Source organism: Leisingera sp. ANG59 (assembly GCF_013317235.1).
In the GTDB taxonomy this organism is placed as follows: domain Bacteria; phylum Pseudomonadota; class Alphaproteobacteria; order Rhodobacterales; family Rhodobacteraceae; genus Leisingera.
In genome coordinates this window covers 12832-37341 of sequence record NZ_WLCM01000026.1, presented here as the reverse complement: position 1 = coordinate 37341, position 24510 = coordinate 12832, and the positions used below count along the sequence as shown (strand labels likewise).

The 24510-nt window shown below is 64.6% G+C and carries 20 protein-coding genes; 11 read left to right on the top strand and 9 right to left on the bottom strand.

Features of this window, described 5'->3' with window-relative positions; genetic code table 11:
- Window positions 1-34: 34 nt before the first annotated feature.
- A complete protein-coding gene (locus GKC28_RS18660) occupies window positions 35-559 on the bottom strand; it encodes a CBS domain-containing protein (RefSeq protein ID WP_174148510.1) in 525 nt (174 codons plus the stop codon).
- 112 nt (window positions 560-671) lie between these two features.
- On the opposite strand from GKC28_RS18660, the gene GKC28_RS18655 reads away from it, so the two are divergent.
- The 3 genes from GKC28_RS18655 (at window position 672) to nqrM (ending at window position 2267) form a co-directional block, all read left to right on the top strand.
- The gene (locus GKC28_RS18655) at window positions 672-860 is read left to right on the top strand and encodes a hypothetical protein (RefSeq protein WP_174148509.1); all 189 of its coding nucleotides are present in this window, start codon (window positions 672-674) and stop codon (window positions 858-860) included.
- 79 nt (window positions 861-939) lie between these two features.
- Window positions 940-1986, top strand: a complete 1047-nt coding sequence (locus tag GKC28_RS18650; protein ID WP_174148508.1) for an FAD:protein FMN transferase — start codon at window positions 940-942, stop codon at window positions 1984-1986.
- Window positions 1987-2021: 35 nt separating this feature from the next.
- Window positions 2022-2267 carry a (Na+)-NQR maturation NqrM gene (gene nqrM, locus GKC28_RS18645; protein ID WP_019296967.1) on the top strand — a complete coding sequence of 82 codons (246 nt, stop codon included), beginning with the start codon at window positions 2022-2024 and terminating at the stop codon, window positions 2265-2267.
- A gap of 26 nt (window positions 2268-2293) precedes the next feature.
- Here nqrM and GKC28_RS18640 read toward each other — a convergent pair whose 3' ends face one another.
- Window positions 2294-3703, bottom strand: a complete 1410-nt coding sequence (locus tag GKC28_RS18640; RefSeq protein ID WP_174148507.1) for an efflux transporter outer membrane subunit — start codon at window positions 3701-3703, stop codon at window positions 2294-2296.
- A gap of 304 nt (window positions 3704-4007) precedes the next feature.
- Here GKC28_RS18640 and GKC28_RS18635 point away from each other — a divergent pair, with 304 nt between their 5' ends.
- The 5 genes from GKC28_RS18635 to GKC28_RS18615 all read left to right on the top strand — a co-directional run bounded on the left by GKC28_RS18635 (window position 4008) and on the right by GKC28_RS18615 (window position 11250).
- Window positions 4008-5429 (top strand): aldehyde dehydrogenase family protein, encoded by a 1422-nt coding sequence (locus tag GKC28_RS18635; RefSeq protein ID WP_174148506.1) that lies wholly within the window; start codon window positions 4008-4010, stop codon window positions 5427-5429.
- Between the two features lie 259 nt (window positions 5430-5688).
- The gene (locus GKC28_RS18630) at window positions 5689-7791 is read left to right on the top strand and encodes a hydantoinase/oxoprolinase family protein (RefSeq protein WP_174148505.1); all 2103 of its coding nucleotides are present in this window, start codon (window positions 5689-5691) and stop codon (window positions 7789-7791) included.
- Window positions 7788-9449 (top strand): hydantoinase B/oxoprolinase family protein, encoded by a 1662-nt coding sequence (locus GKC28_RS18625; protein ID WP_174148504.1) that lies wholly within the window; start codon window positions 7788-7790, stop codon window positions 9447-9449. The genes GKC28_RS18630 and GKC28_RS18625 overlap by 4 nt, the downstream gene beginning before the upstream one ends.
- Complete coding sequence (locus GKC28_RS18620) at window positions 9446-10513, top strand: histidinol-phosphate transaminase (RefSeq protein WP_174148503.1); 1068 nt, start codon at window positions 9446-9448, stop codon at window positions 10511-10513. The genes GKC28_RS18625 and GKC28_RS18620 overlap by 4 nt, the downstream gene beginning before the upstream one ends.
- Entirely contained in the window at window positions 10510-11250 is a 741-nt protein-coding gene (locus GKC28_RS18615) for an Asp/Glu racemase (RefSeq protein ID WP_217434141.1), read from the top strand. The genes GKC28_RS18620 and GKC28_RS18615 overlap by 4 nt, the downstream gene beginning before the upstream one ends.
- Window positions 11251-11346: 96 nt before the next feature.
- Here the strand turns inward: GKC28_RS18615 and GKC28_RS18610 are convergent, their stop codons facing one another.
- Both GKC28_RS18610 and GKC28_RS18605 read right to left on the bottom strand, forming a co-directional pair.
- Complete coding sequence (locus tag GKC28_RS18610; protein WP_174148502.1) at window positions 11347-12885, bottom strand: trimethylamine methyltransferase family protein; 1539 nt, start codon at window positions 12883-12885, stop codon at window positions 11347-11349.
- Window positions 12886-12914: 29 nt separating this feature from the next.
- Window positions 12915-14267, bottom strand: a complete 1353-nt coding sequence (locus GKC28_RS18605) for an MmgE/PrpD family protein (protein WP_174148501.1) — start codon at window positions 14265-14267, stop codon at window positions 12915-12917.
- A gap of 208 nt (window positions 14268-14475) precedes the next feature.
- Here GKC28_RS18605 and GKC28_RS18600 point away from each other — a divergent pair, with 208 nt between their 5' ends.
- From GKC28_RS18600 to GKC28_RS18590, 3 genes are all read left to right on the top strand, one after another.
- Window positions 14476-15363 carry a LysR substrate-binding domain-containing protein gene (locus GKC28_RS18600; protein ID WP_174148500.1) on the top strand — a complete coding sequence of 296 codons (888 nt, stop codon included), beginning with the start codon at window positions 14476-14478 and terminating at the stop codon, window positions 15361-15363.
- A gap of 80 nt (window positions 15364-15443) precedes the next feature.
- Window positions 15444-15668: a transcriptional regulator/antitoxin MazE gene (locus tag GKC28_RS18595; protein ID WP_174148499.1), complete on the top strand. Its 225-nt coding sequence runs from the start codon at window positions 15444-15446 to the stop codon at window positions 15666-15668.
- On the top strand, window positions 15665-16051 hold the full coding sequence (locus GKC28_RS18590; RefSeq protein ID WP_174148498.1) for a type II toxin-antitoxin system death-on-curing family toxin: 387 nt from the start codon (window positions 15665-15667) through the stop codon (window positions 16049-16051). Before GKC28_RS18595 ends, GKC28_RS18590 begins: the two co-directional genes overlap by 4 nt.
- Window positions 16052-16087: 36 nt before the next feature.
- Here GKC28_RS18590 and GKC28_RS18585 read toward each other — a convergent pair whose 3' ends face one another.
- The 5 genes from GKC28_RS18585 to GKC28_RS18565 all read right to left on the bottom strand — a co-directional run bounded on the left by GKC28_RS18585 (window position 16088) and on the right by GKC28_RS18565 (window position 24442).
- Window positions 16088-18505 (bottom strand): FAD-dependent oxidoreductase, encoded by a 2418-nt coding sequence (locus tag GKC28_RS18585; protein WP_174148497.1) that lies wholly within the window; start codon window positions 18503-18505, stop codon window positions 16088-16090.
- A 302-nt stretch (window positions 18506-18807) separates the two neighbouring features.
- Window positions 18808-20061 (bottom strand): aminotransferase class V-fold PLP-dependent enzyme, encoded by a 1254-nt coding sequence (locus GKC28_RS18580; protein WP_174148496.1) that lies wholly within the window; start codon window positions 20059-20061, stop codon window positions 18808-18810.
- Between the two features lie 168 nt (window positions 20062-20229).
- Complete coding sequence (locus GKC28_RS18575; protein WP_174148495.1) at window positions 20230-20958, bottom strand: aspartate/glutamate racemase family protein; 729 nt, start codon at window positions 20956-20958, stop codon at window positions 20230-20232.
- Window positions 20955-22220 carry an FAD-binding oxidoreductase gene (locus tag GKC28_RS18570; protein WP_174148494.1) on the bottom strand — a complete coding sequence of 422 codons (1266 nt, stop codon included), beginning with the start codon at window positions 22218-22220 and terminating at the stop codon, window positions 20955-20957. The genes GKC28_RS18575 and GKC28_RS18570 overlap by 4 nt, the downstream gene beginning before the upstream one ends.
- Window positions 22217-24442 (bottom strand): TRAP transporter permease, encoded by a 2226-nt coding sequence (locus GKC28_RS18565; protein WP_174148493.1) that lies wholly within the window; start codon window positions 24440-24442, stop codon window positions 22217-22219. The genes GKC28_RS18570 and GKC28_RS18565 overlap by 4 nt, the downstream gene beginning before the upstream one ends.
- Window positions 24443-24510 lie beyond the last annotated feature (68 nt).

Below are 24510 nucleotides of genomic sequence, written 5' to 3'. Positions count from 1 at the left end.
AAGCGCAATCACTGCCGGCCTTCCCGCATGCTGATCAGCCGACGATCATCTGCTTCATGCGCAGGGCTTCGTATTCCAGCTCTTTCAGGCGGTAGTTCACCACGTCGCCGACGGTGATCATACCGCAAAGGTGGCCGTCTTTCTCTACCGGCAGGTGGCGGAAGCGGCCCTCGTTCATCACCTTGGCGACGTCGATCAGCAGGTCGTCAGGCGCGCAGGTCTTGACCTCGCGGGTCATGATGTCCTCGACCAGTTGCGGCAGGGTGTGGCCAGGGGTTTCAGCCAGGCGGCGCACGATGTCGCGTTCCGACAGGATGCCCTGAAGCGCGCCGTTCTGGTCGGTGACCACCAGGGCGCCGATGCGTTTCTCCTTCAGTGCCTCCACCGCGTGGCCGAGGGTGTCTTTCGGGCGGATCGAAAAAATCGCGTCGCCCTTGGCCTCCAGAAGTTTCGCAACGGTCGACTGGCCGTGCGACAAATTCGACTCAGCCGACTGGCTGTGGCTTTCCTGCCCGGCCTTGTCGCCCCGGGTGGGAGGCTGGTATGAGAACGGTGCCATGCGCGGGGTCTCCTCCTGTATCCTGCATCAGGTCATACCCCCATCTTAGCGGCGGATTATGATCCGGGAAGAGGCGAAATGACGCGAGCGCTAACAACGGCGGGAAAACAACATGTTCGAAACTCTTTACCTGACCCCCGTGACCGGCGCGCTGACCGTGTTTCTGGTGGTGGTCTGCGGCCACCTGTACCGGCAGAACTGGAAGAGTGAAGCGCCGAATGCGCGGTTCCGGGCCTGGCTCTACGGGGTCCCCGCTGCGGTGGGCCTGCTGGCGCTGGCCTTTCTGCCCTTGAAGTTCTGAGGCCTGCCCCGGCGCTCCGTTTGACTCTGCGGCGGGGCAGGGGCATAGCTTCGCCAGTTTTGCTGCCGGAGGTTGCTGAATGCCCAGCCTGATGCCCAGAAAGTTCCTGATCGCCCTGACCCTGCCCGCGGTTCTGGCCGTGTCCGGCTGCTGGTTCGGCTCTGAGCCGGAAGAGGTGCGGCTGACGGGTGAAACGATGGGCACCACTTATAGCGTGATTGCGATTGGCGAGGATCTGGACGCCGGGGCGCTGGGATCCGCGGTGGAGGGCACCCTGGCGGCGGTCAATGCCAAGATGTCGAACTGGGATCCAGCCTCGGAGGTCTCCACCTTCTCCGCGGAACGCAGCACTGCGCCGGTGCGGGTGTCGCCGGAATTCGCCCATGTTCTGGCGGCGGCCAATGATGTGCACGCCAAGACCGGTGGCAAGTTCGATGTGACCCTCGGCCCGCTGATTGAGCTGTGGGGTTTCGGCCCGCGCAAACCGGAGGACCCGGTGCCCTCGGACGCGGCCATCGCCCAGGCGCTGGCGGGTGTCGGGCAAGCGCGGCTGCTGGTGCTGGATGAAGAGGCTGGCACGCTCAGAAAATCCGCGCCGGAGACCGGCATCAACCTGTCGGCCATCGCCAAGGGCTATGGTGTGGATGCGGTGGCAGAGGCGCTGCAGGGGTTTGGCGTCGAGCATTACATGGTGGAGATCGGCGGCGATCTGGTGACCAGGGGCGAAAACGCCAAGGGCGAGGCCTGGCGCATCGGTATCGAGAAACCGGATGCGGCGGCGCAGACCGTGCAGCTGATCGTGCCGGTCAGCAATCACGGGCTGGCGACCTCCGGCGATTACCGCAACTACTTCGAGCATGAGGGCAAGCGCTATTCCCATATCCTCGATCCGGTGGCCGGGCGGCCGGTGACCCACGCGACCACCTCGGTCACGGTGATTGCGGAAAACGCGATGCTGGCGGATGCCTGGGCCACCGCAATGCTGGTTCTGGGCCGCGAAACCGGGCTGAAGCTTGCGGAGGAGCATAAACTTGCCGTGTTTTTCATCGATCGGGACGTGCAAGCCGGGCCGGATGCCTATATGACAGCGGCAAGCAGCGCGTTCGAGGCGCTGACCGCTAACTGACGCCGCGTACTGAGCGAGACCGCGAGGGACACCACATGAGCACCTTTCTTCTGGCCTTCATCCTGCTGCTGATCGTCACCCTGGGCATGTCGCTGGGGGTCATTCTGATGGGCAAGAAGATCAAGGGCAGCTGCGGCGGCCTGAATGCGATTTCGGGTGCCGACAAATGCGTGGTCTGCTCCAAGGACATCGATCCCGACAGCCCGCTGCGCGACAAGCTGCAGTGCAAGCGCGCCCGCAAGATGGTTGAGCAGATGGAGCGCGAGGCGCAGCAGGCCTGAGCCCGGCTGCGGCTCCCGGTTTCAGCTTATTCTGAAGGTTTCACCGCCACAACGGCGCTGCCCGGGTCCTGATGCGGCGCCCATCCCTTGCCCAGGGAAATCTGCAGGCTTGACCAGGCCAGGGCCAGGTCGCGCCGCGCGGCGATCAGGGCCAGTTCGTTGTCGCGCAGCGCTTCTTCGGTGTTCAGAAGGTCGAACAGGGTGATTTCGCTGGCTTTGAAGGTTTCGCGCGCGAGATCGGCAACCTTGGTACCAAGATTGACGGCGCGGGCCTGGGCGGCGGTGCGCTCCCGGGCAGCGCGCAAGGCGCTTTGCTGCGACTGGACCTCTTCCACCGCGGCCCTGACAGCGGCGCGGTAGTCGTATTCGGTGGCCTTGGCCTCGGCGATGGCGCTTTTGTGGAAGGCGCGCAGCACCGGGCGGTTGAACAGCGGCAGGTTCAGCACCGGCCCGATCTGGTAGAGGGCGCCGGCACCGCGGGTGGCGCGCACCGAGCCGGAGACTTCAAGCGATGGGTAAAGCTCGGCTTCGGTGACGCCGATATCGGCGGCGGCGCTGCGCAGCTGGGCTTCGGCCAGCAGCACATCCGGGCGGTTGCGCAGCAAGGTTGCGGGCACGCCCAGTTCCGGCTGGCTGGCGGGGTAGGGCTGCCCATAGCTGCCCTGCATCATCGCAAAGACCTCTGACGCGTCGCGGTCGAGCAGCGTTGCCAGGGCAAAGACAGAGGATTCGTAGCTGGCGACAAAGCCGGGCAGGTCCGCCTTGGCGCTGGCGACCTGCAGTTTGGTGCGCTCCACGTCCAGCGCCAGCAGGGCCCGGGCGGCCTGCAGTTCTTCCACCGTCGCCAGGATCTGCTGGCGCAGCTGGATCGTCTTGCGGGTTACGGCAGCGCCGCGCTGGAAGAAGCGTGCCTCGATATAGGTGCGGGTGATGGCGTCGATCAGCGCCAGCCGGGTGGTGGCCATCCGGTAGAACGCGGCGTCGCGGTCGGCCACGGCCCGTTCGGAGCGGCGCTGGAACTCGCCGAACAGGTCAAAGACGTAGGTGGCGCCTACCTCAGCCGTGTCGGTGCTGGTGGAGCCGTTCTGGGATTCGCGGCGCGAAAAGATGGAACTGCCGTCCAGATCGCCGCTGACCTGCTGCGGGCGGCCGCTACCGCGGCGCAGGGCCTCTGCCGCAATCAGCCGCTCCTTGGCGGCCTTGAGCCCCAGGTTCTGTTGCAATCCTGCGGTGATCAGCTGGTTCAGGGTGGCATCGTTCAGACCTTGCCACCAGGTCTCCGCCGCGCCTTTGGCGGTGGCATAGCTGCGGGATTGGTAATAGCTGGCGGGCACCGCGAAATCGGGGCGGTGGTAGTCAATGCCGACAACGGTGCAGCTGCACAGGAATGTGCCTGCCAGCAGCAAGGAACGGGCTGTCCAACGGGGTTTGCTCATGGTTTGCCTCAGGGCGCCCTTGTTTGCGGGCTTTCGGGGAGGATAGCCATGGCGGCGGCCATCCGCGAAGCGGTTACGGCGTTGAGAAGAGTCTTTCCCGGCCACTGATGCGCCCATCCCACAGCTGGGGATTGTCGAAAATTGACCTGCCCGGTGGCGGTTTTGGCCTATCCTGCAGGCAAAAAGGCGGGCAGGCTGGCGGGCCAAGGCCCCGTCCTGATCTTTTGGCGGCGGCTGCATGCCCATGGGATGCACCACCGCCCAACCCATGCCGCACATGCGGTGCAACAGTGAGAACAACCTGATGGACCTGCAAAAATTCTATATCGGCGGCGCTTGGGTGACACCGCATTCCAGCCGCGAATTCCCGGTGCTGAACCCGGCCACGGAGGAACAGATCGGCACCATCATCCTGGGCGATGAGGAGGATGTGAATGCTGCGGTGGCAGCAGCCAAGGCGGCCTTCGAGAGCTTTTCGCAGACGTCCCGGGCCGAGCGGATTGCTTTGCTGGAGCGTTTGCTGGAGATCAGCAGGGAGCGGCGCGAGGAACTGGCGCAGGCCATGTCTGCCGAGATGGGGGCGCCGGTTTCGATGGCGCGCGACGCCCAGGCTGATTCGGGGATCGGGCACCTGGAGGGCATTCTAGACGCTCTGAAAACCCAGGAATTGCGGGAGAAATTGCCGAACGGCGATATCCTGGTGCGTGAGCCGATCGGCGTTTGCGGGTTGATCACGCCCTGGAACTGGCCGGTGAACCAGATCGCGCTCAAGGTGCTGCCGGCTTTGGCGACGGGCTGCACCTGCGTGCTGAAACCGTCGGAGCACACGCCGATGTCTGCCGCCGTCTATGCGCAGATGATCCATGACGCGGGTTATCCGGCAGGGGTGTTCAACCTGATCCAGGGCGACGGGCCGACGGTGGGCGCGGGCCTGTCGCGGCACCCGGACGTGGACATGATGTCCTTCACCGGGTCAACACGGGCGGGCATCGCGGTCTCCAAGGACGCTGCAGATACCGTCAAGCGGGTGACGCTGGAGCTGGGCGGCAAGTCCCCGAACCTGGTGTTTGGTGATGCCGATCTGGAGGAGAAGGTCACCGCTTCCGTGTTGGAGTGCATGTATAATACCGGCCAGAGCTGCGACGCGCCGACCCGGATGCTGGTGGAGCGGAGCTGTTACGACCGGGTGCTGGAGATCGCCAAGGCAGCCGCCGAGGGCCAGGCCGTGGGCGACCCGAGCCAGGAAGGCGATCACATCGGCCCGATGTTCGACCGCATCCAGTTCGACCGGGTGCAGAGCATGATCCAGAAGGGCATCGACGAAGGCGCCACCCTGCTGGCGGGCGGGCTTGGCCGGCCCGAGGGGCTGGACAAAGGCTGGTACGTGCGCCCGACGGTGTTTGCCGATGTGACCAACGACATGGCGATTGCCCAGCAGGAGATCTTTGGCCCGGTGCTGGTGATCATCCCGTTCGAGAATGAAGAGGACGCCATCCGCATTGCCAATGACACGCCCTATGGCCTGGCGGCTTATCTTCAGACCGGCGACCCTGAACGGGCCGAGCGTGTCGCCGCCCGCTTGCGTGCGGGCGCCGTGCATATCAACGGCGGCGGCTTCAACTACGGCTCGCCCTTCGGCGGCTACAAGCAGTCCGGCAATGGCCGCGAGGGTGGCATGCTGGGGCTGGAGGATTACCAGGAAGTGAAAACCCTGCATTTCGGCTGAGAGTTCCGGCGTCCGGCTGGGTGAGCTGCCCGGCCGGACGCGTCGCCATCCGGCATTGGCATGCCGTTATCAGGCGGTTTTCATGTCGCTATCCGCAAAGCCGTCCTCCGCAGGCCGCTTCAGGATACGGTCATGACACACGCATTCATTCCAAAACGCATGGACCGCCGCGCAACCGGGTGCGATCTGGTCGCTGCCTGAGTTCCGCCGCCCTTCGCGGGCTTCGACGGTTTCTCAACGGCAGACTTTGGAATGACATATGACAGCATCACAGGCGCTGCGCCTTGCCATTGATATTGGCGGCACATTCACCGACACCGTTCTGGTGGCCGGGCAAGACACTATTCTGGCCTCTACCAAGACCCTGACCACCCACCGGAACCCGGCGGACGGCGCGATGGAGGGCGCGGCGCGGGTGATGGCGCAATCGGGCCGGTCGCTGGGCGAGGTTACCGGCTTTATCCACGGCACCACGCTGGCCACCAACGCGCTGATCGAGCGGCGCGGGGCGACGGTGGCGACGGTCACCACCGAGGGGTTCCGGGATATCCTCGAGATCGCCTATGAGCGGCGCTATTCCCAGTATGACATCAACCTGGAGAAGCCCGATCTGCTGGTGCCGCGCGAACGCGCGCTGACCATCCGCGAACGGATGTCGGCAGAGGGCGGGATGCTGATCCCGATGCAGGACAGCGCGGTTGAGGCGCTGATTGCGGAACTGGACACCAGCGGCGCTGATGCCGTGGCCGTCTGTCTGATGCACGCCTATGCCAACCCGGATCATGAGCGGCGGCTGCGCGATATCCTGGCGGAACGGCGGCCCGGGCTGACGGTCTCGATCTCCTCCGAGGTCAGCCCCGAGGCGCGGGAGTTCGACCGGCTTTGCACCACGGTGGCCAACGCCTATATCCAGCCGCTGATGGAGACCTATCTGGCGCGCTTTGCCGAGCGGTTTGCGGCGGAGGGCGTGACCTGCCCGATCCTGATGATGACCGCGGGCGGCGGCATGTGCACGATCCAGACGGCGGCGCGGTTCCCGATCCGGCTGGTGGAAAGCGGACCCGCCGGCGGCGCCATTCTGGCCGCGCGCATTGCCGCGCGGGCGGGACTCGCGCAGGTGCTGTCCTTTGACGTCGGCGGCACTACCGCCAAGCTCTGCCTGATTGATAATGCCCGGCCGCAGACCTCGCGCCAGTTCGAGATCGCCCGGGCTGCGCGGTTCATCAGGGGGTCGGGGATGCCGGTGCGGATCCCGGTGATCGAGATGATCGAGATTGGCGCCGGCGGCGGCTCTATTGCCGGGGTGGACCGGCTGGGGCGTTTGACCGTGGGGCCGAAATCCGCAGGCTCTGAGCCCGGGCCAGTGGCATTCGGGCGTGGCGGCACCGAGCCGACGGTGACCGACAGTGACATTACCCTGGGCTACATCGTGCCGGACACCTTTGCAGAAGGGCATATCCGGATCGCCCCGGAGGCGTCGAAGGAGGCTCTGGCGCGGGTGATCGGCAGCAGGCTGGAGCTGGACGGGGTGGGCGCGGCGGATGGCGTCAGCCGCATCGTCGACGAGAGCATGGCCAGCGCCGGGCGGATGCATGCGGTGGAATCGGGCAAGGACCTGGGCCCGCGCACGATGATCGCCTTTGGCGGCAACGGCCCGCTGCATGCGACACGGGTGGCGCGTTCAGCTGGCGTTTCGCGTATCGTGATACCGCCGAACCCGGGTGTGGGCTCGGCCGTCGGGTTCCTGTTTGCGCCGGTGTCGTTCGAGATTGTGCGCTCGCGCTATTCGCTGCTGGAGAGCATGGATATGGGCAGCATCAACTGTCTGTTCGCCCAGATGACCGATGAGGCGCAATCGGTGGTGGCGCAGGGCGCGGGCGATGCCGAAACGCAAGTGCAGCGCACCGCTTTCATGCGCTACAGCGGGCAGGGGCATGAGATCGAGATCACTCTGCCGGATCGTGATCTGACGTCGGAGGACCTTGGCCCGCTGACCGCGGCGTTTGAGGCCGAGTACGCCAAGCAGTTCTCGCGCCCGGTGCCGGGCATGAAGATCGAGATCCTGAACTGGGCGGTGCGGGTGGCGACCCCTGATGCAGAACCCGCTGCGGTGCCTGAGACGCCGGAGCTGAAGACCATCACTCCCGCTGCCTTCCGCATGATAACCTGCGACGTGGACGGCACCCCGAAAGAGGCGGCTTTTGTCCCGCGCGACAGCCTGAAATCCGGCGATCGGGTTTCCGGCCCGGCGCTGATCACCGAGCCGCAGACCACCACGCTGGTCTCGGCGGATTTCTCGGCCCATGTGGATGCCATCGGAAACCTTGTCCTGATCCAGGACCGGAAAGGAGCTGCGCAATGACTGCTTCGTCACAATACCTTTCGCCGGCCCGCCTGCAAGTCATGTGGAACCGCCTGCTGGCGGTGGTCGAGGAACAGGGGCAGACCCTGATCCGCGCGGCCTTTTCGCCCATCGTGCGCGAATGCGGCGACATCTCGGCCGGCATCTTCGACGTGCAGGGCCGGATGCTGGCGCAGGCGGTGACCGGCACGCCGGGCCATATCAACACCATGGCCGAGGCGGTGATGCATCTGCGCGAACGCTTCCCGGTTCAAAACATGAAGCCCGGCGACATCTACATGACCAACGACCCCTGGCTGGCGTCGGGGCATCTGAACGACTTCCTGCTGATGATGCCTGCGTTCAAGGAGGGCAAGGTGGTGGGCTTTACCTCCTGCACCTCGCATCTGGTGGACCTGGGCGGCCTCGGCATGGGGCCGGAAGGCTCCGACATCTATGACGAGGGGCTCTTGATCCCGCCCTGCAAGCTGGTGGAGGAAGGCGAGCCCAATGCGCTCTTGATGGACATCATCCGCGCCAACAGCCGCGAGCCCATCGCCAATGAGGGCGACATCTATGCGCTGATCGCCTGCTGCGAAGCGGGGGTGAAGCGGCTCACCGGCATGATGGAGGAATTCGGCATAGATGATCTGGATGCCCTGGGCGCCTATATCATCGAGACCTCCCGCCGCGGCACGCTGGAGGCGATCGCCGAGGTGCCGGAAGGCGTCTATAAGAACGTTCTGAAAATGGACGGCTACGAGAACGAGCTGGAGCTGCACGCGGCGCTGACCGTCACCAAGGACGGCATGCATGTGGATTTCACCGGCACCTCGGGCTGTTCCGGCAAGGGCATCAACGTGCCGCTGAACTATGCCACCGCTTACACGGTGTTTGCCCTGCGCTGCATCGTCGGGCCGGATATCCCGAACAATGCCGGGAGTTTGGAGCCGTTCACCGTTGATGGCCCCAAGGGCTGCATTCTGAACGCGCAGCGCCCGGTGCCGGTGGCGATGCGGCATACGCTGGGGCAGGTGACGCCGGATCTGGTGCTCGGCTGCCTGCACCAGGCGCTGCCGGATCAGGTTCCGGCCGAGGGCGCGTCCTGCATGTTCGACCTGCCGATGCGCCACGCGCCCGAGGTAGCCCGCGACGGCGGCCGCGCGTTTGCCATCGAGCCGGTCCACAACGGCGGCACCGGCGCGCGGCCCCATGCGGACGGGCTGTCGGCGACGGCCTACCCCTCGGGGGTCTATGGCTCGCAAGTCGAGATCACCGAGGCGGTCGCCCCGGTCATCATGTGGCGCCGCGAGCTGCGGCCCGACAGCGGCGGCGCAGGCAAATACCGCGGCGGGCTGGGCCAGCGGATCGAGATGACGGCCTCGAACGGCGCGCCCTTCATCGTGTTCCTGTCGGTGGAGCGGCTGAAGTTCCCGGCATTGGGCCGCATGGGCGGGCGGCCCGGCGCGCCGGGCCGCATCCGTTTCCGCGATGGCGGCCAGGACATCCCCGGCAAGGGCGAGCTCCGGGTGGAGGCAGAGGATTATCTGATCTTTGAAACCCCGGGCGGCGGAGGTTTCGGCGACCCGTCCGAGCGAGACCCCGAAGCGCTGGCGCTGGATCTGAAACGCGGTCTTGTCACTGAAGAAGGCGCTGCTGCCTATGGAGGTGGCAAATGATCCGCGCGGTACCCCATGTTGCCGCCATGGCGCCCTATGCGCTGGCGGATCTGGGCGGCGGGGGGACCATCTCGCTGGCCCAGAACGAAAGCGCCTTTGCTGCCAGCCCCGCCGCGATTGCAGCGGGCAAGGCGGTGCTGGAGCAGATGCCGCTCTATCCGGAGCCGGAGTGGCCGGAATTGCGAGCAGCTGTCGCCGAAGTGCACAGTCTGGACCCGGTCAAGGTCCTGTGCGGGGCCGGGTCGATGGAGCTGATCGGCTGCCTGATCCGCGCCTTTGCCGGGCCGGGAGACCACGTGCTGGGCACCGACTACGGCTATGCCTTCGTGGCGTCTGCGTCGGCGCAGGTTCAAGCGGATTACGTCAAGGCGAGGGAGCGGGAGCTGACGGTTTCGGTGGATGATGTCCTCGCTGCCGTCACGCCTGAGACCCGCATCGTTTTCGTCTGCAACCCGGGCAACCCGACGGGGACGCTTATCCCTAACAGCGACCTCCTGCGCCTGCGCCAAGGGCTGCCGGCAGATGTGCTGCTGGTGGTGGATCAGGCCTATGCCGAGTTTGCCGATGCGGACAACGATCCGGCAGAAATCTTCGCGCTGGTGGAGCGCGGCGGTACGGTGGTGATGCGCACGCTTTCCAAGGCCTATGGCCTTGCGGGCGCGCGGGCAGGGTGGGGGTACTTCCCGCCGGAGATCGCCGGGGAAGTGCGCAAGCTCTTGAACCCCAACAATATCTCCATCCCGTCGCAAGCGATGGCAGCGGCGGCGATGCGGGACCAGGCGCATATGCTGGACGTGGTGGCCCAAACGGCGGCCATCCGCGACGGCTTTGCCGGGGGCTGCCGCGCTTTGGGGCTCACAGTGCCGCAGAGCCATACCAACTTCGTGCTGATCTGCTTTGCCTCACCCGAACAGGCGCAAGCCGCAGATGCGGCGTTGCGGGAGCAGCAACTGCTGATGCGCGGCATGGGCGGCTATGGCCTGGGCGATTGCCTGCGCGCTACCATTTGCAGCCAGGACGTGATGGATCGCGCGCTGGCGGTGTTGAAAGGAGTGCTTACATGATCCATGAGTCCCGCAAACGCGCGAAAATCGGTGTGCTGGTGCCTTTCACCAACACCAACCTCGAGGCGGACATGATGCTAATGCGCTGCCCGGGCACCACGGTGCATTTCCAGCGCATGGGCGGCTATGACGTGGACGAGATCCCCGGTTCCGACCAGATGGCGGGGCTTGGCGCCTCGGATATCAGCCATGACCTGAGGATGATCTCGGGCGTTCGGCCCGACGTGGTGCTTTATGGCTGCACCTCGGCCACGCTGACCCACGGGCCAGGCTTTGATGCGGATCTGGCGGCACAGATCAAGGCGGCGTCCGGCGCGGTTTCCCTCACTGCTGCCGGTTCGCTGGTGGCGGGCATCAAGGCCATCATCGCCGCGAAGGTTGGGTTCTCCTCTCCCTACCTGGGGGAGATCAACACCCAGGCGATGGACTTCCTGGCCGCCAACGGCATCGAAACCGTCAGATGCGCCGACATCGGCCGCGAACTGGGCAACTACGGCCAGGGCGAGCTCACCCCGGACGAAGTTTTCAATCTCGCCTGCCAGGCCGATCATACGGAGGCAGAAGCCATCGTGCTCAGCTGCACCGACATGCGCGCGGTTGAGGCGGTGGAGCGGATCGAGGCGCATCTGGGCAAGCCGGTGGTCACCTCCAACCAGGCGATGATGTTCTGCCTGATGCGGGCACTTGGCCTGCCGCGCCATGACGCGCTGCCGGGCCGGTTGTTCGACTGTCTCTAATGTGATGAACCAGGGCATCGAAATGCGCCCTGGTTCCTTCTTCTTTGCGAAAATACTCCGGGGAGTGCGAGGGGCTGGCCCCTCGCACCTGTCCTTTCAAGGCTCGTTCGAACCGATTTCTTCCTTCCGCTTGGCCACATAGGCCTCCAGCTTTTCGCGGATTTCCGGGTCCATCGCCGGTTCCTCGTAATCCCGCAGCGCCTGCTGCCAGAGGCCGGTCGCGCGCTGCAGCGCGTCCTTGGCGCCGGCCGCTTCCCAGTTCTCGTAATTCTGCCAGTCCGACAGCATCGGGCGGTAGAACGCGGTCTCGTAGCGCGCCATCGTGTGCTCAGCGCCAAAAAAATGGCCGCCCGTGGGCACCGACTGGATGGCGTCAAAGCCCAGCTCATCGGTGTCGAACTTCATCGGCTTCAGGAATTCGATCATGTTCTGGATGATCTCCACGTCCAGGATGAATTTCTCATAAGACGCGGTCAGACCGCCCTCTAGCCAGCCGGCCGCGTGATAGACGATATTGGCGCCCCCCAGCACCGCGCCCCAGGTGGCCATCATGGTTTCATAAGCCGCCTGCAAGTCCACCGCGTTGGAGGCATTTGCATTGGAGGTCCGGTAGGGGATGCCATAGCGCCGCGCCAGCTGGCCGCCGACGATATTGGCCTTGGCGTTTTCCGGCGTGCCAAAGGCAGGCGCGCCGGAGCGCATGTCGACGTTGGAGGTGAAGGAGCCGTACATCACCGGCGTACCGGGGTTCACCAGCTGGGTCAGCACCACGCCGAACAGCGCCTCGGCGTTCTGCTGGGCAAGGGCTGCGGGCAGGGTCACCGGGGTCATCGCCCCCATCAGGGTGAAGGGCGTCACCGTCACCGGCTGGCCATATTCGGCCATCGCAATCAGCCCGTCGCCCATCGCGTCGTCGAACAGCCGCGGGGAGTTCACCGAGATGATGGTGATCACACCCGGATCGCCTTTCAGCTGCTCAGGCGTCTGGCCGCGGGAGATTGCCATCATGTTTATCCCGTCCAGCGCCCGGCCGCGGCCGATGGCTGAACAGTGAAAGGTCAGATCCGAGTAGGTCAGGTTGGCCTGGTAGGTGTCCAGATGGCGGTTGTTGGCGGGCAGCTCCAGCGGTGCGGTCACCTGGTTGCCGATCAGGTGGATGGCGTTGAAGTGATGCGCCAGCTTGATGAAGTTCTGGTAGTCGGTCAGGTTGCCCTGCCGCCGCCCGTTGATGCAGTCGTGCACGTTGGGCGGGCCGGCCACCAGGCCGAAGGTCACGTTGTTGCCGCCCAGGGTGATCCGCTTGGCGCGGTTGCGGGCGGTCAGGGTGAATTCTGACGGCACCGTTTCCAGCGCCGCAGCGACGAAGCTTTCGTCGATGCGGATGGTCTTGGTATCCCGGTCGACGATGGCGCCGGCGGCCTCGAATATGCACATCACGTTCTCGCCCATCACTCGGATGCCGGCCTCCGACAGGATCCGCATCGAGGTGGCGTGCAGCTGGTCCATCTGCTCGGGGTTCAAGAGCTCAAACGCCGGATAGGTGTTTTTCACCTGTTGCCAGGGGAGCTGGTCGATACTGCCGCCGGAGCGGGAGGATTTTCCGCGGCGCCCGCCGCCGCGTCTGTCGCGTGCCATGTGTCTGTCTTTCTGGTCAGGTTGGTGGCTTAGTTTTCGGGCGCGTCATAGATGAGACGGCCAAGATCGGAGAATTTGCTGCCGTTACTGGTAAAGCCCAGCACCGCGTCGCGGATTTCAGCTGCGCGGGTCTCGCCCAAGGAAGGCGCGGCGAATTCCATGAACTTCCGCACGATGTCGTCCTGCGAAAACGGCGCTTCGGGGCCTCCGCGGGCGTGGACGTCGCCGGTCTCAAACACGCGCCCGTCGGTCAGCGTGACCACCACATCGGCCACCCGGCAGGCCGGGAAGCGGGCCGAATGGCGCGCGGCCTCTGCCACGGTGATGCGGTCATGGATCGAGGCCACCAGCGGGTCCGCCAGGCCCGGACCGGAGATGTGTTCGACCCCGATCCGCCCGTATGCGGCCTGGATGGCAACAGCAAAGCCCAACGAATACTGCGCCTGGCTGGTGGTGTAGGGGATGCCCGGATAGAGACAGGCGCTTTCGTGGAAGGTGTTGATGTGGATCTTGGCGATCTGCTCGTGGCTCAGCCCGTGTTCCAGCATCACCTGGCGCACGGCGTCGATCGGGGCATGGGCCCAGCGGCAGATCGGGTATGGCTTCACGTACTGGTGCTCCATCTGCCAGAAACTGCCGAGGTCCTCCCAGTGTTCTGCCACCCGGTCTTCCTCGATAGTGATGGCGGGGGCGCCGGTGAAGCCCTTTTCCGCCAGGATGGCCGAAGACATGCCGACCATCGCGCCCCAGCCGGAGCCGTCATGCAGCATCGAGGGGTTGGCGATCTCGCGCATCATCTGGCTGCGGGGGCCGTGGAATTCGGCGATTCCCAGCGCCTGACGCAGCTGGTCACGGCTGAGGCCGCGCATGCGGGCCGCCATGGCTGCCACCCCCAGCGCGTTCCAGGCGCCCGAAGTGTGGTAGTCGCTGACGGTTGCATGCAGCGACAGCGCCGCGCGGCCTGCCAGCTCATAGCCCAGGGTGGTGATGGCCAGCGCCTCGGGCCCTGAGAAATCCGGCACCGTTTCCGCCAAGGCCGCAATCGCAGGGATCACCACCACGCCGATGTGGCCTTTGGTCGGGTAGTAGCCGTCGTGGCCGTCAAGATTGTCCGTGGCGGTGGCGGCGGCATAGGCGGCGCCCGCGACGCTGACCCGGCGGCCGTCGAACATCATGCGCGCGGCCAAACCCTCCTCGCCGCAGCCATAAAGCGCCACGGCGGTATCGCGGGCGATGCGCCCGGCCTCCATCGGGGTGGCGCCGATAGTGATGCCCAGCGTGTCCAGGAACATCAGCGCCGCGGCCTCGCGGGTGGTTTCCGGCAGGTCTTCGGGGTGCAGTCCGAAGGTGAAGTCAGCGACGCGGTTGAATGTGGCTGTCATGTCAGGCGGTCCATCTGAGGTCATTGACCAAAGGCTAGGGGCATTGGTGCCGGGTGACCCGCAATTAAACCGGGGTCATAGGCCCCCTTTATTTCGCGAATTGCGTGCTAGACGTCGGTTTCCGACCACTTCGGGGCGCTAACCCTTGGGAATTGCGGCGCATTCCAAAGCATGTGAACATGGCCCGAAACCGCCAGCGGATTGATTGATGAAGAATCTCCCCCACCTGACCTTCCTGCGTTCTTTTGAGGCCGCCGCGCGCTATCTCAGCTTTACCTCGGCAGCGGACGAGCTGAACTGCACCCAGTCGGCGGTGTCCAACCACGTCCGCAGCCTGGAGGAGTTTATCGGCCGCCCGCTGTTCGTGCGCCATCCGCGGTCGCTGTCGCTGACCGATGTGGGCGAGGCCTATCTGCCCTCGGTCCGTCATGCGCTGCAGGAGATTGATTCAGCCACCCAGCTCTTGATCTCGCAAAGCCACAAGCGGGAGGTAGTGATCTCCTGCCCGGTCAGCCTGGCGGAACGCTGGCTGTTGAAGGTGATCGAGGGGTTTTCCGCGGCGCATCCGGATATCGATCTGACTATCCACAGCACCATCTGGGTGGATGTGGAGACCAATGTTTCGGACATTTCCATCACCATCAACCATGTCGATGACGTGATGGGACCGGCGGTCAAGCTGTGGGACGAGAAGCTGGCGCTGGTCTGTGCGCCAGACTTCCAGGTCGCGGGCGAGGTGCTGACCCGGCCGGAACAGCTGGTGCAGGCGAAGCTGATCCACATCCTGGGACGGCCGATATACTGGGAGAAGATAGCCAAGCATTACGGGCTGACCGGCATCGAGCTGAAGGGGGGCTTGCAGACCAATTCTTCCAACATGGGGCTGGAGTTTGCTGCAAACGGGCTGGGCTGCGCAGTGCTGCCGAAAACACTAGTCCGTTCCCATGTAGCAGACGGGCGGCTGGTGGAGCCTTTCGATTTCGATCTGGATTGCCCCTGGACCTACTTCGCCACCTTCAAGGACAAGGCGGCGACGCCCTCGGTCAAGCATTTMAAGAGCTGGCTGTTGAAGGCCGCGGAAGTGATGCAGCCGTAGCCGGACCTTGGGGACTGCGGCAGCATTGAATTCTTGCGGCTCTTCGCGTATATACGGGTATATATACGCGAGGCCTGCCAATGATTGAGACCAAGATCAGGAAAGTCGGAAACTCCGCCGTCATCACGCTGACGACGGAGATGCTGACGATGCTGGACGCCAAGGAAGGCGACACGCTGTTTGTGGTGCGCGGCGATGACGGCAGCCTCAAGGTGATGGCGCATGACCCCTCGGTGGCCGAGGCGCTGGCCGCAGCTGAGGTGGTGATGGATGAGAACCGCGACCTGCTGCAGGCGCTGGCGTGAGCACATACACCTGGGTGCCGCTGGCGGCGGTGACCATTTTCCATGATCGGCAGATTTCGCGCCATGGCGGTGCAGCGGGGATGCGCGACAAGGCTTTGCTGGAAATGGGCTGCGCCCGCGCGATGAACCTGGCCGCCTATTCCGATGCCGGCGTGGCAGAGGTCGCCGCCGCCTACGCTTTCGGCATTGCCAAGGCGCATGCTTTTGTTGACGGCAACAAGCGCACGGCCTTTGTGACTGCCGTGACCTTCCTGCGTCTGAACGGCTATCAGTTCCGCCCGGACCCGATTGAAGGCGTGCGGATGATGGAGGATCTGGCCACGGGGGATGTGGATGAGGCGGCCTTTGCAAACTGGCTGACCGCGGGGATGCAGCCGCTGTAAAAAAGGCCGCCCCGAAGGGCGGCCCTTGTCCTTTGATCAGGCCCGCAGCCGTGCACCCGAAGGATCGAAGGCCGCGGCTTCCAGGATCCGCGCCTTGTGCGGTTTGCCGAGGATATAGACCTCGACCTCATCCCCCGGCTTGGCAACCTCGGGGTTGGCATATCCCAGCGCCAGCGATTTGCCGACTGAGTAGCCATAGGCGCCCGAGGTGACACGGCCCACAGGTTTGCCTTCGGGCGTGAAGACCGGCTCGCCGCCCGAGGCATCGGCATCGTTCACCGCGTCGATCTCGAAGGCTGACAGAACTTCGCGCGGGGCGTTGTCCTTGATCTTGAGATAGGCGTCCTTGTTGAGGAAGTCCTTGTCCAGCTTGATGAGACCGGCGAGGCCAACCTCTTGCGGCCAGTATTCCTGGCTGTATTCGCGGCCCCAGGAGCCATAGCCTTTCTCGATCCGCAGGGAGCCAAGCGCACGGCCGCCAACGGGGCCGCCGCCGAACTCTGCGGCCGCTGCCAGCAGGGCGGAGTACAGCTTGACCTGATCACCTTCAGCGCAGTGCAGTTCCCAGCCCAGATCGCCGGTGAAGGAGACGCGGATCGCCAGGCATTCCACGCCTGCCACCTCGATGGTGCGCGAGCGCATGAAGCGGAAGTTCTCGTTCGACAGATCCGCATTGGTCATCCGCTGCAGCATGTCGCGCGATTTCGGGCCTGCGACGTTGAAGCCCGCGATGCGGTTGGTGGCGACCTCAAAGGTGGTGCCTTCCGGCAGTTCCACCATGTTGAAGAACCGCTGGTGATAGCGTTCCGCCATGCCGGAGCCGACCATCATGTATTCATCATCCGCCACCTTGGTGATGGTGAAGTCACCAGCCACGCCGCCGCGTACGGAAATCAGGGGGGTCAGGCAGGAGCGTCCCACCTCGGTTGGCACCTTATTGGCGACCAGCTTGTCCAGCCACTCAAACGCGCCCGGACCCTTGATCACGTAGTTGGCGAAGTTGGAGATGTCGATCACGCCGACGTTCTCGCGCAGCATGTTGACCTCGCGGCCCACCGGCTCCCACCAGTTCTGGCGGGTGAAGCTGTTGGTGTCCTGGGTGCCGGGAGTGCCGGAGAACCACAGGGGATGCTCCCAGCCGCAGTTGAGGCCAAAGACGCAGCCCATTTCCTTTTGCAGCTCATATGCCGGGCGCACACGGGCCGGGCGGCCGGCGCTGCGTTCCTCGTTCGGGAAGTGGATGGCAAAGCGGTGGGCGTACTGGTCCTCGACGCGGGCCTTGGTGAATTTCTTGTCGGCCCAGTCGCCGAAGCGCGCGAGATCCCAGGCGAACATGTCGTATTGCGGCTCGCCCTCGATCATCCACTGCGCCGCCAGCAGGCCGAGGCCGCCGGACTGGGAGAAGCCGGGAATGATGCCGGTGCAGCAGAAATAGTTTTTCAGCTCCGGCACCGGGCCCCAGATGGCGTTGGAATCCGGCGACCAGATCATCGGGCCGTTGATGACGCGTTTGACGCCTGCGGTCTCGGCGCAAGGAACACGTTCGGTTGCGCGGATCACGTTTTCCATGATCCGGTCCAGATCGTCGGGGAACAGCTCATGGGCAAAATCCCAGGGCGTGCCTTCTTCGGCCCAGAACCGCATGTCTTTCTCGTAGGCGCCGATCAGGAAGCCGTTGCCCTCCTGGCGGAAGTAATATTCGCCGTCGCGGTCCGCGATCGAGGGCAGGCGGCGGCCAAGGTTAGCAACCTCGTCGATGGTTTCGGTGACGAAATACTGGTGCTCGGTCGGCTGCAGCGGCAGGGTGAGGCCCGCCATCGCCGCCACTTCGCGGCCCCAGAGGCCGCCTGCGTTGACCACCCACTGGGTGTGGATGTCGCCCTTTTCGGTCTTCACGATCCAGCTGCCGTCGGGCTGCTGTTCGGTGCCGATCACCGGACAGAAGCGTTCGATCTGCGCGCCCATGGCGCGGGCGCCGGCGGCATAGGCCATGGTCACGCCGGAGGGGTCGACGTTGCCGCCATCGGGTTCGAACATGATGCAGCGGATGTCGTCGAATTGGGCCAGCGGGTGCAGTTCCTTGGCCTGCTCGCGGCTGACCTCAAAGAAGTTCAGGCCGTAGTATTTCGCCTTGGCCTCCTGCAGGCGCAGCTGGTGCTCGCGTTCCTCGGTCTTGGCAAGGTACAGGGAACCGGGCTGGAACACGCCGCAGCCCTGGCCGGTTTCCTTCTCTAGCTCCTTATAGAGGTTCATCGTGTAGTGCTGGATGCGGGTCACGTTGTTGTTGTCGTGCAACCCGTGAATGTTGGCCGCCGCGTGCCAGGTGGAGCCCGCGGTCAGCTCATCGCGTTCCAGCAGAACCACGTCTGTCCAGCCGAGTTTCGCCAGGTGGTAGAGGATCGAGCAGCCGACCAGTCCGCCGCCGATGACAACTGCCTGTGCATGGGTTTTCATGCGTCATGTTCCCTTGCCTGCGTGCCTGAAACAGCGCGCCCTGCAGGCCGGGGCGGGCCGCTGTGTCCTTCCCGGCGACCCTAGCGGCGGAGGCAGGGGATGACCCGTGAAGAATTCAAACCCAAAGGCCACGGATTTGTTGGGTCATTGGCAGGCGGACGGAACACCCTGCTTCTAATGGTACCGCCCGGCCGACAGGCCGGGCAGCGCCCGGCCCGCCCCCCACGGGGCGGGCGCTTCGCTTCCACCCCGTCGGGCCGGTCGCTGCCCTCAGCACTGACTTGCTACCAGATTGAGCGACCTTAACCCGTGATCTCTTTCATCACGCCGAGGAACTTCGCCACTTCGCCGACGCTGTTGTAGTGGCACATGGAAACGCGGACACAGCTGTCCATGCCAAGCGGCGTCAGGATATTGCCGGAGTAATGGTCCGCCTTGCGCAGATGGGTGCGGATACCCTGCTCGTTCAGGCGTTTGACCACATCCACCGAAGACACGCCGGCCACGGCCAGCGACACCAGCCCCTCGCGCGCGGGGTTGTCGGCGCCGCCCAGAATGGTGACACCCTCCATCTCTGCCAGGCCGGGCAGGTTGCCGGTACCGCGGATCATCGCATCGGTCAAGGCTTTCTCGTGGGTGTGGATAGCCTCGCCCGCCGCCACAAATTTTGCGCGCCGGTCCGTGGCATCGCTCACCTCTCCGCCGAGCCATTCGAGGTAATCTGCAACATCGGACAGGGTGGCATAGCTGCCGGTGTCGCGGGTGCCCATTTCCCAGTTTTCCGCAGGCCCGTCGATCAGCGCATTATGCGGCAGGGCAGTCAGCCGGTCCGAAATCCAGGCGAGACCATAGCCGTGACGCGAGAACATCTTGTAAGGCGAGATCACATAGCCATCGACGCCGTAGGCGGTCAGGTCGATACGGCCGTGGGCGGCGTGCTGGATGCCGTCCACGATGATGAAGCACTCCGGCGCGACCTCGCGGATGGCGGCAGCGCAGGCGGCGACGTCCACACCCATGCCGGTGACCGGCGAGGTATGGACGACTGTGGCCACCACCGTATCCGGCGTGACTGCCTTGGCGTAAGCCTCAGCGGTGATTGTGCCGCTGGCGTCGTCATGCGGGATCAGCACGTGTTTCTGACTTGCCACCCCGGCCCAGCGGGCGCAGGCGGAGCGGGTGGCCGGGTGCTCCAGCGTCGAGCCCAGCACGGTGCCGCCCTCAGCGGTGCCGAGGCAGGCGTTCATGATCAGGCGGAACAAGAGCTCGGTGCCGCTTTCGCCGGCAAAGAACTGGCCGCCGGGCGCGTTCATCATGATGCGCATGTCATCCTTGGCCTTGGTGATCACCCGCACCAGCTCATGGCTGCCGGGGTTGTCGCGGCCCTGGTTGTCGGGGATCGCTGCATAGCGGGCGGAGGTCTCTGCCACCGCGTTCAGCGTCAGAGCGCCGCCGGCGTTCTCAAAAAACACGCGTGGCCCCTGCTGGGGGCATTCGTCCACCTGGGCAAAGCGGGCGCGGATCTGGTCAAGGAGGGCGTCAGTGATCTGGGGCATGGCAAGTCCAACCGGAAGGCGTTTGATTTGCCGTCACAGTAGGGGGATTGCCCGGCAGGGAGATACAAAAAAATCCGGGGCTGAGGGGCGGAAATCTCTGTAGGGAATCGCCCGGCGGGACGCCGGGCAGCGCCCGTCCGCCCTCGGACGGGCGCTGCCCTCACCGCTTCAGGTGATAAACCCTGAAAACGGCACCCGCAGCGCGGCCCTATGCACCATCTCCGACAGCGTGATGATGTCGAACACCGGCCGGTTCAGCTCTGCCTGAAGGGCATGGGCATAGGGCGGCAGGTCGGTGCATTCCAGAACGATTGGGCCTATCTCCGGGTTGCGGGCAATCATGCCCTTGGCGGCGGACAGAAGCTCGGCCTCCACCTTGGCCAGATCCATCGCCGTGCGCTCGTTGCGCAGGATGACGGTGGAGAACTCCTCTGCATCGTCCAGCCCCTGCACCACGATGGGTGTGTTCTCCGCGCCAACACCTTGCAGATGCGCATCGGTCAGGCTGCCGGCGGAGGCGGTGATCACCCCCACCGTGCGCCCGGTCATCTGATGCGCCAGCGGCACCTGGATCAGCGAGGAGACAAACACCGGCACATTCACCGCCGCCGCGATCTCCTTCTGGAAAATCGCCAGAAACCCGCAGGAGCCGGTGATCGCCCGCACCCCCTTGGCCTCCAGCCTTTTGGCAGCGTTGATCAGCCGGTCCTTCATCTCGCCGGTGGGGTTCGCCAGCAGTTTCGGCACGGTGATCCCGTCCACCATTTCATAGAGCGTGGTGAACTGCAGGCTGGAGGGGTTCTTGATATGGCCGGGCGGCTTGGGGAAATAGCTTTCCAGCGCCAGCACGCCGATGGAGACGCCGCAGATATTCTGCCCGCCGGGGTGGATGGTCATGCCTTGATCCTTTCGTAACGCCGCGCCCGGAACGGCGAGAGGTCTTCGTTCAGAGGAGTTTTGCTGACGATATCCGCCACCAGCCGCCCGGTTTTCGGGGCCATCATCAGCCCGTAATGGCTGTGGCCGAAGGCGGCGATCAGATCCGGGAAGCCCTCGACCTCGCCAATGCAGGGCAGGCTGTCGGGCAGGCTGGGGCGCTGGCCGGACCAGGTGTCCAAGTCGTCTGCCCGCAGGTCCGGCAGCAGCGCCTTGGCCAGTTTCACCAGACCGTCGAGGCGTTTGCGGTTCACCGGCTGATCGAGGCCCGCAAACTCGGCGGTTCCCGCCACCCGCAGCCCTTCCTCCATCGAGGAGGCCACGAATTTCATGTCCATATCCATGATCGAGTTGTTGAGCGCGACGCCAGGGTTTCGAAACGACACGTGGTAGCCGCGTTCGGATTCCATCGGGATACTGATGCCCAGCGGCTTCAGCAGCTCGCCGGACCAGACTCCCATCGCCAGAACCAGCTTGGGCGTCCATTCCCGGCCGGCCTCGGTGGTATAGGTCCAGCCGCTGGTCTCCGATGGCAGAATGCCCCGCACCGTCCGGGTCAGGATCTCGCCGCCCATCGCCTGGAACTTCTCCGCCAGAACGGTGCCGATCCGGCCCGGGGAGGTCGCCCGGGCCTGGCCCTTGATCAGGATCGCGGCCTGGAAATCCGGCGTCAGCGCCGGTTCCAGATCGCGCAGCTCTGTCGCGCCAACACGTTCCATGTCAGCGCCGCGTTCGCCGCGCATCCGGTAATCCACCGAGTTCAGATCAGCGGCATCCGCGTTGCGGAAGGCATGGACGTAATAGCTGTCCTGCACCAGATCCTCATGCCCGGTGCCCGCTAGGTGCTGGCGGTACAGCTCCACGCAGTTGCGGTTTAGCGTGTCCATCGCGTCGGAGATCTGCCGGATCCGCCCCGCGCGCCCTTCCGACAGGAACCGCAGACCCCAAGGGGCGACTTTGGGCAGGTAGGCAGGTTTGACCGTCACCGGCCCCAGCGGATCCAGCAGCCAGCCCGGCACCTTCTTCCACAGTCCTGGCATGGATTGCGGCACCACCGACCAGGGGGAGATGATGCCAGCATTGCCGTAAGACGTCGCCTGGCCTGGCGCATCCCGGTCGATAAGCCGGACCCGAAGGCCCCGCTCGGCCAGGGAGAGGGCCGAGCAGATGCCGACGATCCCGGCCCCCAGGACCGTGACATCGGGGGAGGCGGGGCCGCTCATTGCGCGGCCCCGGCCGGAAGTTTGCGCTGCTGGCCCAGTTGCTGCACCAGCACCGGTGCCATCACCACAAGTGCCGCGATGTCGGAGCCGCCGGAGGGCGCCACCAGCAGCAGCCCGCCGATGGCCATCAGCAGCCGCCAGATGCCGCTGAGCGGGGCCAGGAAGTAGGCCGAGACAGCCGTCGCGATGGCAAAGACGCCAGCCGCGCAGGTCAGGGTGACCTGAGTGAAGCTGAGCAGCGTGAAATGCTCCGGCAGCACGATCAGCATGGTCGGCGCGTAGACAAACACCATCGGCACCATCAGCTTGCCCAGCCCCAGGGTGAAGGCATTGAGACCTGTGCGGAACGGGTTGGAGCCCGCAATCCCTGCCGCCGCATAGGCCGAGGCGCAGACCGGCGGGGTGATCTCGGAAATCACACCGTAGTAGAGCACGAACATATGGGTGGCGAGCGGCGGCACGCCGAGCTGGCTGAGGGCAGGCGTCGCAACCGCCACCAGCATGATGTAGAGCGCAGTGGTGGGCAGGCCGGCGCCCATCAGGATGCAGGCCATGGCGATCAGCACCAGCGACAGGAATTGCTGGATCGACGGCTGGCTGAACGCCTCGATGGAGGTCCAGTCCAGGAAGGGTGCAATCGCTGCCGCCATATCCGCCGCACCGCCGGTGACCATGAAGCCAAGACGGAAGCCGACGCCGGTGGTGTTGATCACACCGACCACGATGCCCACCGCGGCCGAAGCTGCGCCCACGGCCAGCGCGTATTGCACACCGACGTGGAAGCTGTCGAACAGGTCGCGGAAGTTCTGCCGCTCATTGCGGTGCAGGCATCCGATGATGGTCAGCGCCGCCAGCATCCCGGCCATCACCGGAGTGTACCCCTCGCCGGAGTAGGGCGAGGCCTTCCACAAGATAAAGCCGAGCAGGGCAAAGGGAATCAGCAGTGTGGCCGGTTTGTCAAAGGCGCAGAAGCCGACAACGATACACAGGCTGAGACCGATAAAGGCAGCCATGTTGGGCGAGTACCCGGAGAACAGCACCAAGAGGAGCGCGATCAGCGGAATGATCGTGTACCAGCCGTCCTTCCAGACCTGCAGGAACTTGGGCAGCTGGTCCTTGGGATAGGCGGTCAGGCCCAGTTTCTTGGCGGTGAAATGCACAATCGAGATCACCCCGATATAATGCATCAGCGCCGGCACGATCGCGGCAATCACGATGGTGGTATAAGGCACTTCCAGATACTCGGCCATCAGGAAGGAGGCCGCCCCCATGATCGGCGGAGTTATCTGCCCGCCGGCCGAGGCCGCTGCCTCAACCCCGCCTGCGAAATGACCGGGGTAGCCCAGTTTCTTCATGTTGGGGATCGTGAGCGAGCCGGTAGAAACCGTGTTCGCAATCGACGAGCCGGAAATCGTGCCGAAGAAAGCGGATGAGACCACCGACACCTTGGCCGGACCGCCGGTATAACGGCCTGCCAGCAGCATGGCGTTATCGACAAAGAACTGCCCCAGCCCCATCCGCTGCGCCACCACGCCGAACAGCACAAAGTGGAACACAACGGTGGAAACCACCCACAGCGTCACGCCAAAGATGCCCTCGGACGGGAAGTACATGTTGTTGACGAACTGCTGCCAGTTGACGCCCGGATGCTTGAGGATTTGCGCGGGCATGTAGGGGCCGAACAGCGCATAGATCATGAACACAAGGATGATCAGCGGCAGCACAAAGCCGATGGTGCGCCGCGCAATCTCCAGAACCGTCAGGATCAGAACCGAACCGAAGAACACGTCCAAGCTGGAAGGATTACCCTGCCGCAGCGCCTGTTCGGCGATGTCAAAGCCGAACATGTCAAAGCCGCGCCAGCTGACCCATAGGAACAGCGCCGCCGCCATGCTGAGACCAGTGAGCGCCCAGTCATAGAGCGGGACGTTTCCGGGGCGCAGCGGATTGGGGCCGCGCCATTCCAGGCTGCGGGCTGATTTGATCAGCGGAAAGCCCACAAAGATGAACAGGAACAGGCCCGCAAGGTGAATACCCATATGCACATGGTCCACCGGGGTGCCGAAACCAGCCGTCCACAGGTGGTAGAGGGCAAAGGCGATACTGGCCCAATAGATGACGCCAGTCAGCCTGGGTCCGTTGTCGCGCGTGTTCAGAGCAGAGTCATACTGCTTCTCCAGCTCCTCTAGCGCCTTGTTGTCGAGATGGGTGTCCATGGACATCGGGGTCTCCAGTCCGGGGGCCGTGCCGGCGCGCGCCATTCACCCGCATTGCGGACAGGGGCGCCGGG

What these genes read in the sequence shown, in the direction of transcription:
- GKC28_RS18660 (WP_174148510.1), bottom strand. Translation starts at nt 559, where the DNA reads ATGGCACCGTTCTCATACCAGCCTCCCACCCGGGGCGACAAGGCCGGG.
- GKC28_RS18655 (WP_174148509.1), top strand. Translation starts at nt 672, where the DNA reads ATGTTCGAAACTCTTTACCTGACCCCCGTGACCGGCGCGCTGACCGTG.
- GKC28_RS18650 (WP_174148508.1), top strand. Translation starts at nt 940, where the DNA reads ATGCCCAGCCTGATGCCCAGAAAGTTCCTGATCGCCCTGACCCTGCCC.
- nqrM (WP_019296967.1), top strand. Translation starts at nt 2,022, where the DNA reads ATGAGCACCTTTCTTCTGGCCTTCATCCTGCTGCTGATCGTCACCCTG.
- GKC28_RS18640 (WP_174148507.1), bottom strand. Translation starts at nt 3,703, where the DNA reads ATGAGCAAACCCCGTTGGACAGCCCGTTCCTTGCTGCTGGCAGGCACA.
- GKC28_RS18635 (WP_174148506.1), top strand. Translation starts at nt 4,008, where the DNA reads ATGGACCTGCAAAAATTCTATATCGGCGGCGCTTGGGTGACACCGCAT.
- GKC28_RS18630 (WP_174148505.1), top strand. Translation starts at nt 5,689, where the DNA reads ATGACAGCATCACAGGCGCTGCGCCTTGCCATTGATATTGGCGGCACA.
- GKC28_RS18625 (WP_174148504.1), top strand. Translation starts at nt 7,788, where the DNA reads ATGACTGCTTCGTCACAATACCTTTCGCCGGCCCGCCTGCAAGTCATG.
- GKC28_RS18620 (WP_174148503.1), top strand. Translation starts at nt 9,446, where the DNA reads ATGATCCGCGCGGTACCCCATGTTGCCGCCATGGCGCCCTATGCGCTG.
- GKC28_RS18615 (WP_217434141.1), top strand. Translation starts at nt 10,510, where the DNA reads ATGATCCATGAGTCCCGCAAACGCGCGAAAATCGGTGTGCTGGTGCCT.
- GKC28_RS18610 (WP_174148502.1), bottom strand. Translation starts at nt 12,885, where the DNA reads ATGGCACGCGACAGACGCGGCGGCGGGCGCCGCGGAAAATCCTCCCGC.
- GKC28_RS18605 (WP_174148501.1), bottom strand. Translation starts at nt 14,267, where the DNA reads ATGACAGCCACATTCAACCGCGTCGCTGACTTCACCTTCGGACTGCAC.
- GKC28_RS18595 (WP_174148499.1), top strand. Translation starts at nt 15,444, where the DNA reads ATGATTGAGACCAAGATCAGGAAAGTCGGAAACTCCGCCGTCATCACG.
- GKC28_RS18585 (WP_174148497.1), bottom strand. Translation starts at nt 18,505, where the DNA reads ATGAAAACCCATGCACAGGCAGTTGTCATCGGCGGCGGACTGGTCGGC.
- GKC28_RS18580 (WP_174148496.1), bottom strand. Translation starts at nt 20,061, where the DNA reads ATGCCCCAGATCACTGACGCCCTCCTTGACCAGATCCGCGCCCGCTTT.
- GKC28_RS18575 (WP_174148495.1), bottom strand. Translation starts at nt 20,958, where the DNA reads ATGACCATCCACCCCGGCGGGCAGAATATCTGCGGCGTCTCCATCGGC.
- GKC28_RS18570 (WP_174148494.1), bottom strand. Translation starts at nt 22,220, where the DNA reads ATGAGCGGCCCCGCCTCCCCCGATGTCACGGTCCTGGGGGCCGGGATC.
- GKC28_RS18565 (WP_174148493.1), bottom strand. Translation starts at nt 24,442, where the DNA reads ATGTCCATGGACACCCATCTCGACAACAAGGCGCTAGAGGAGCTGGAG.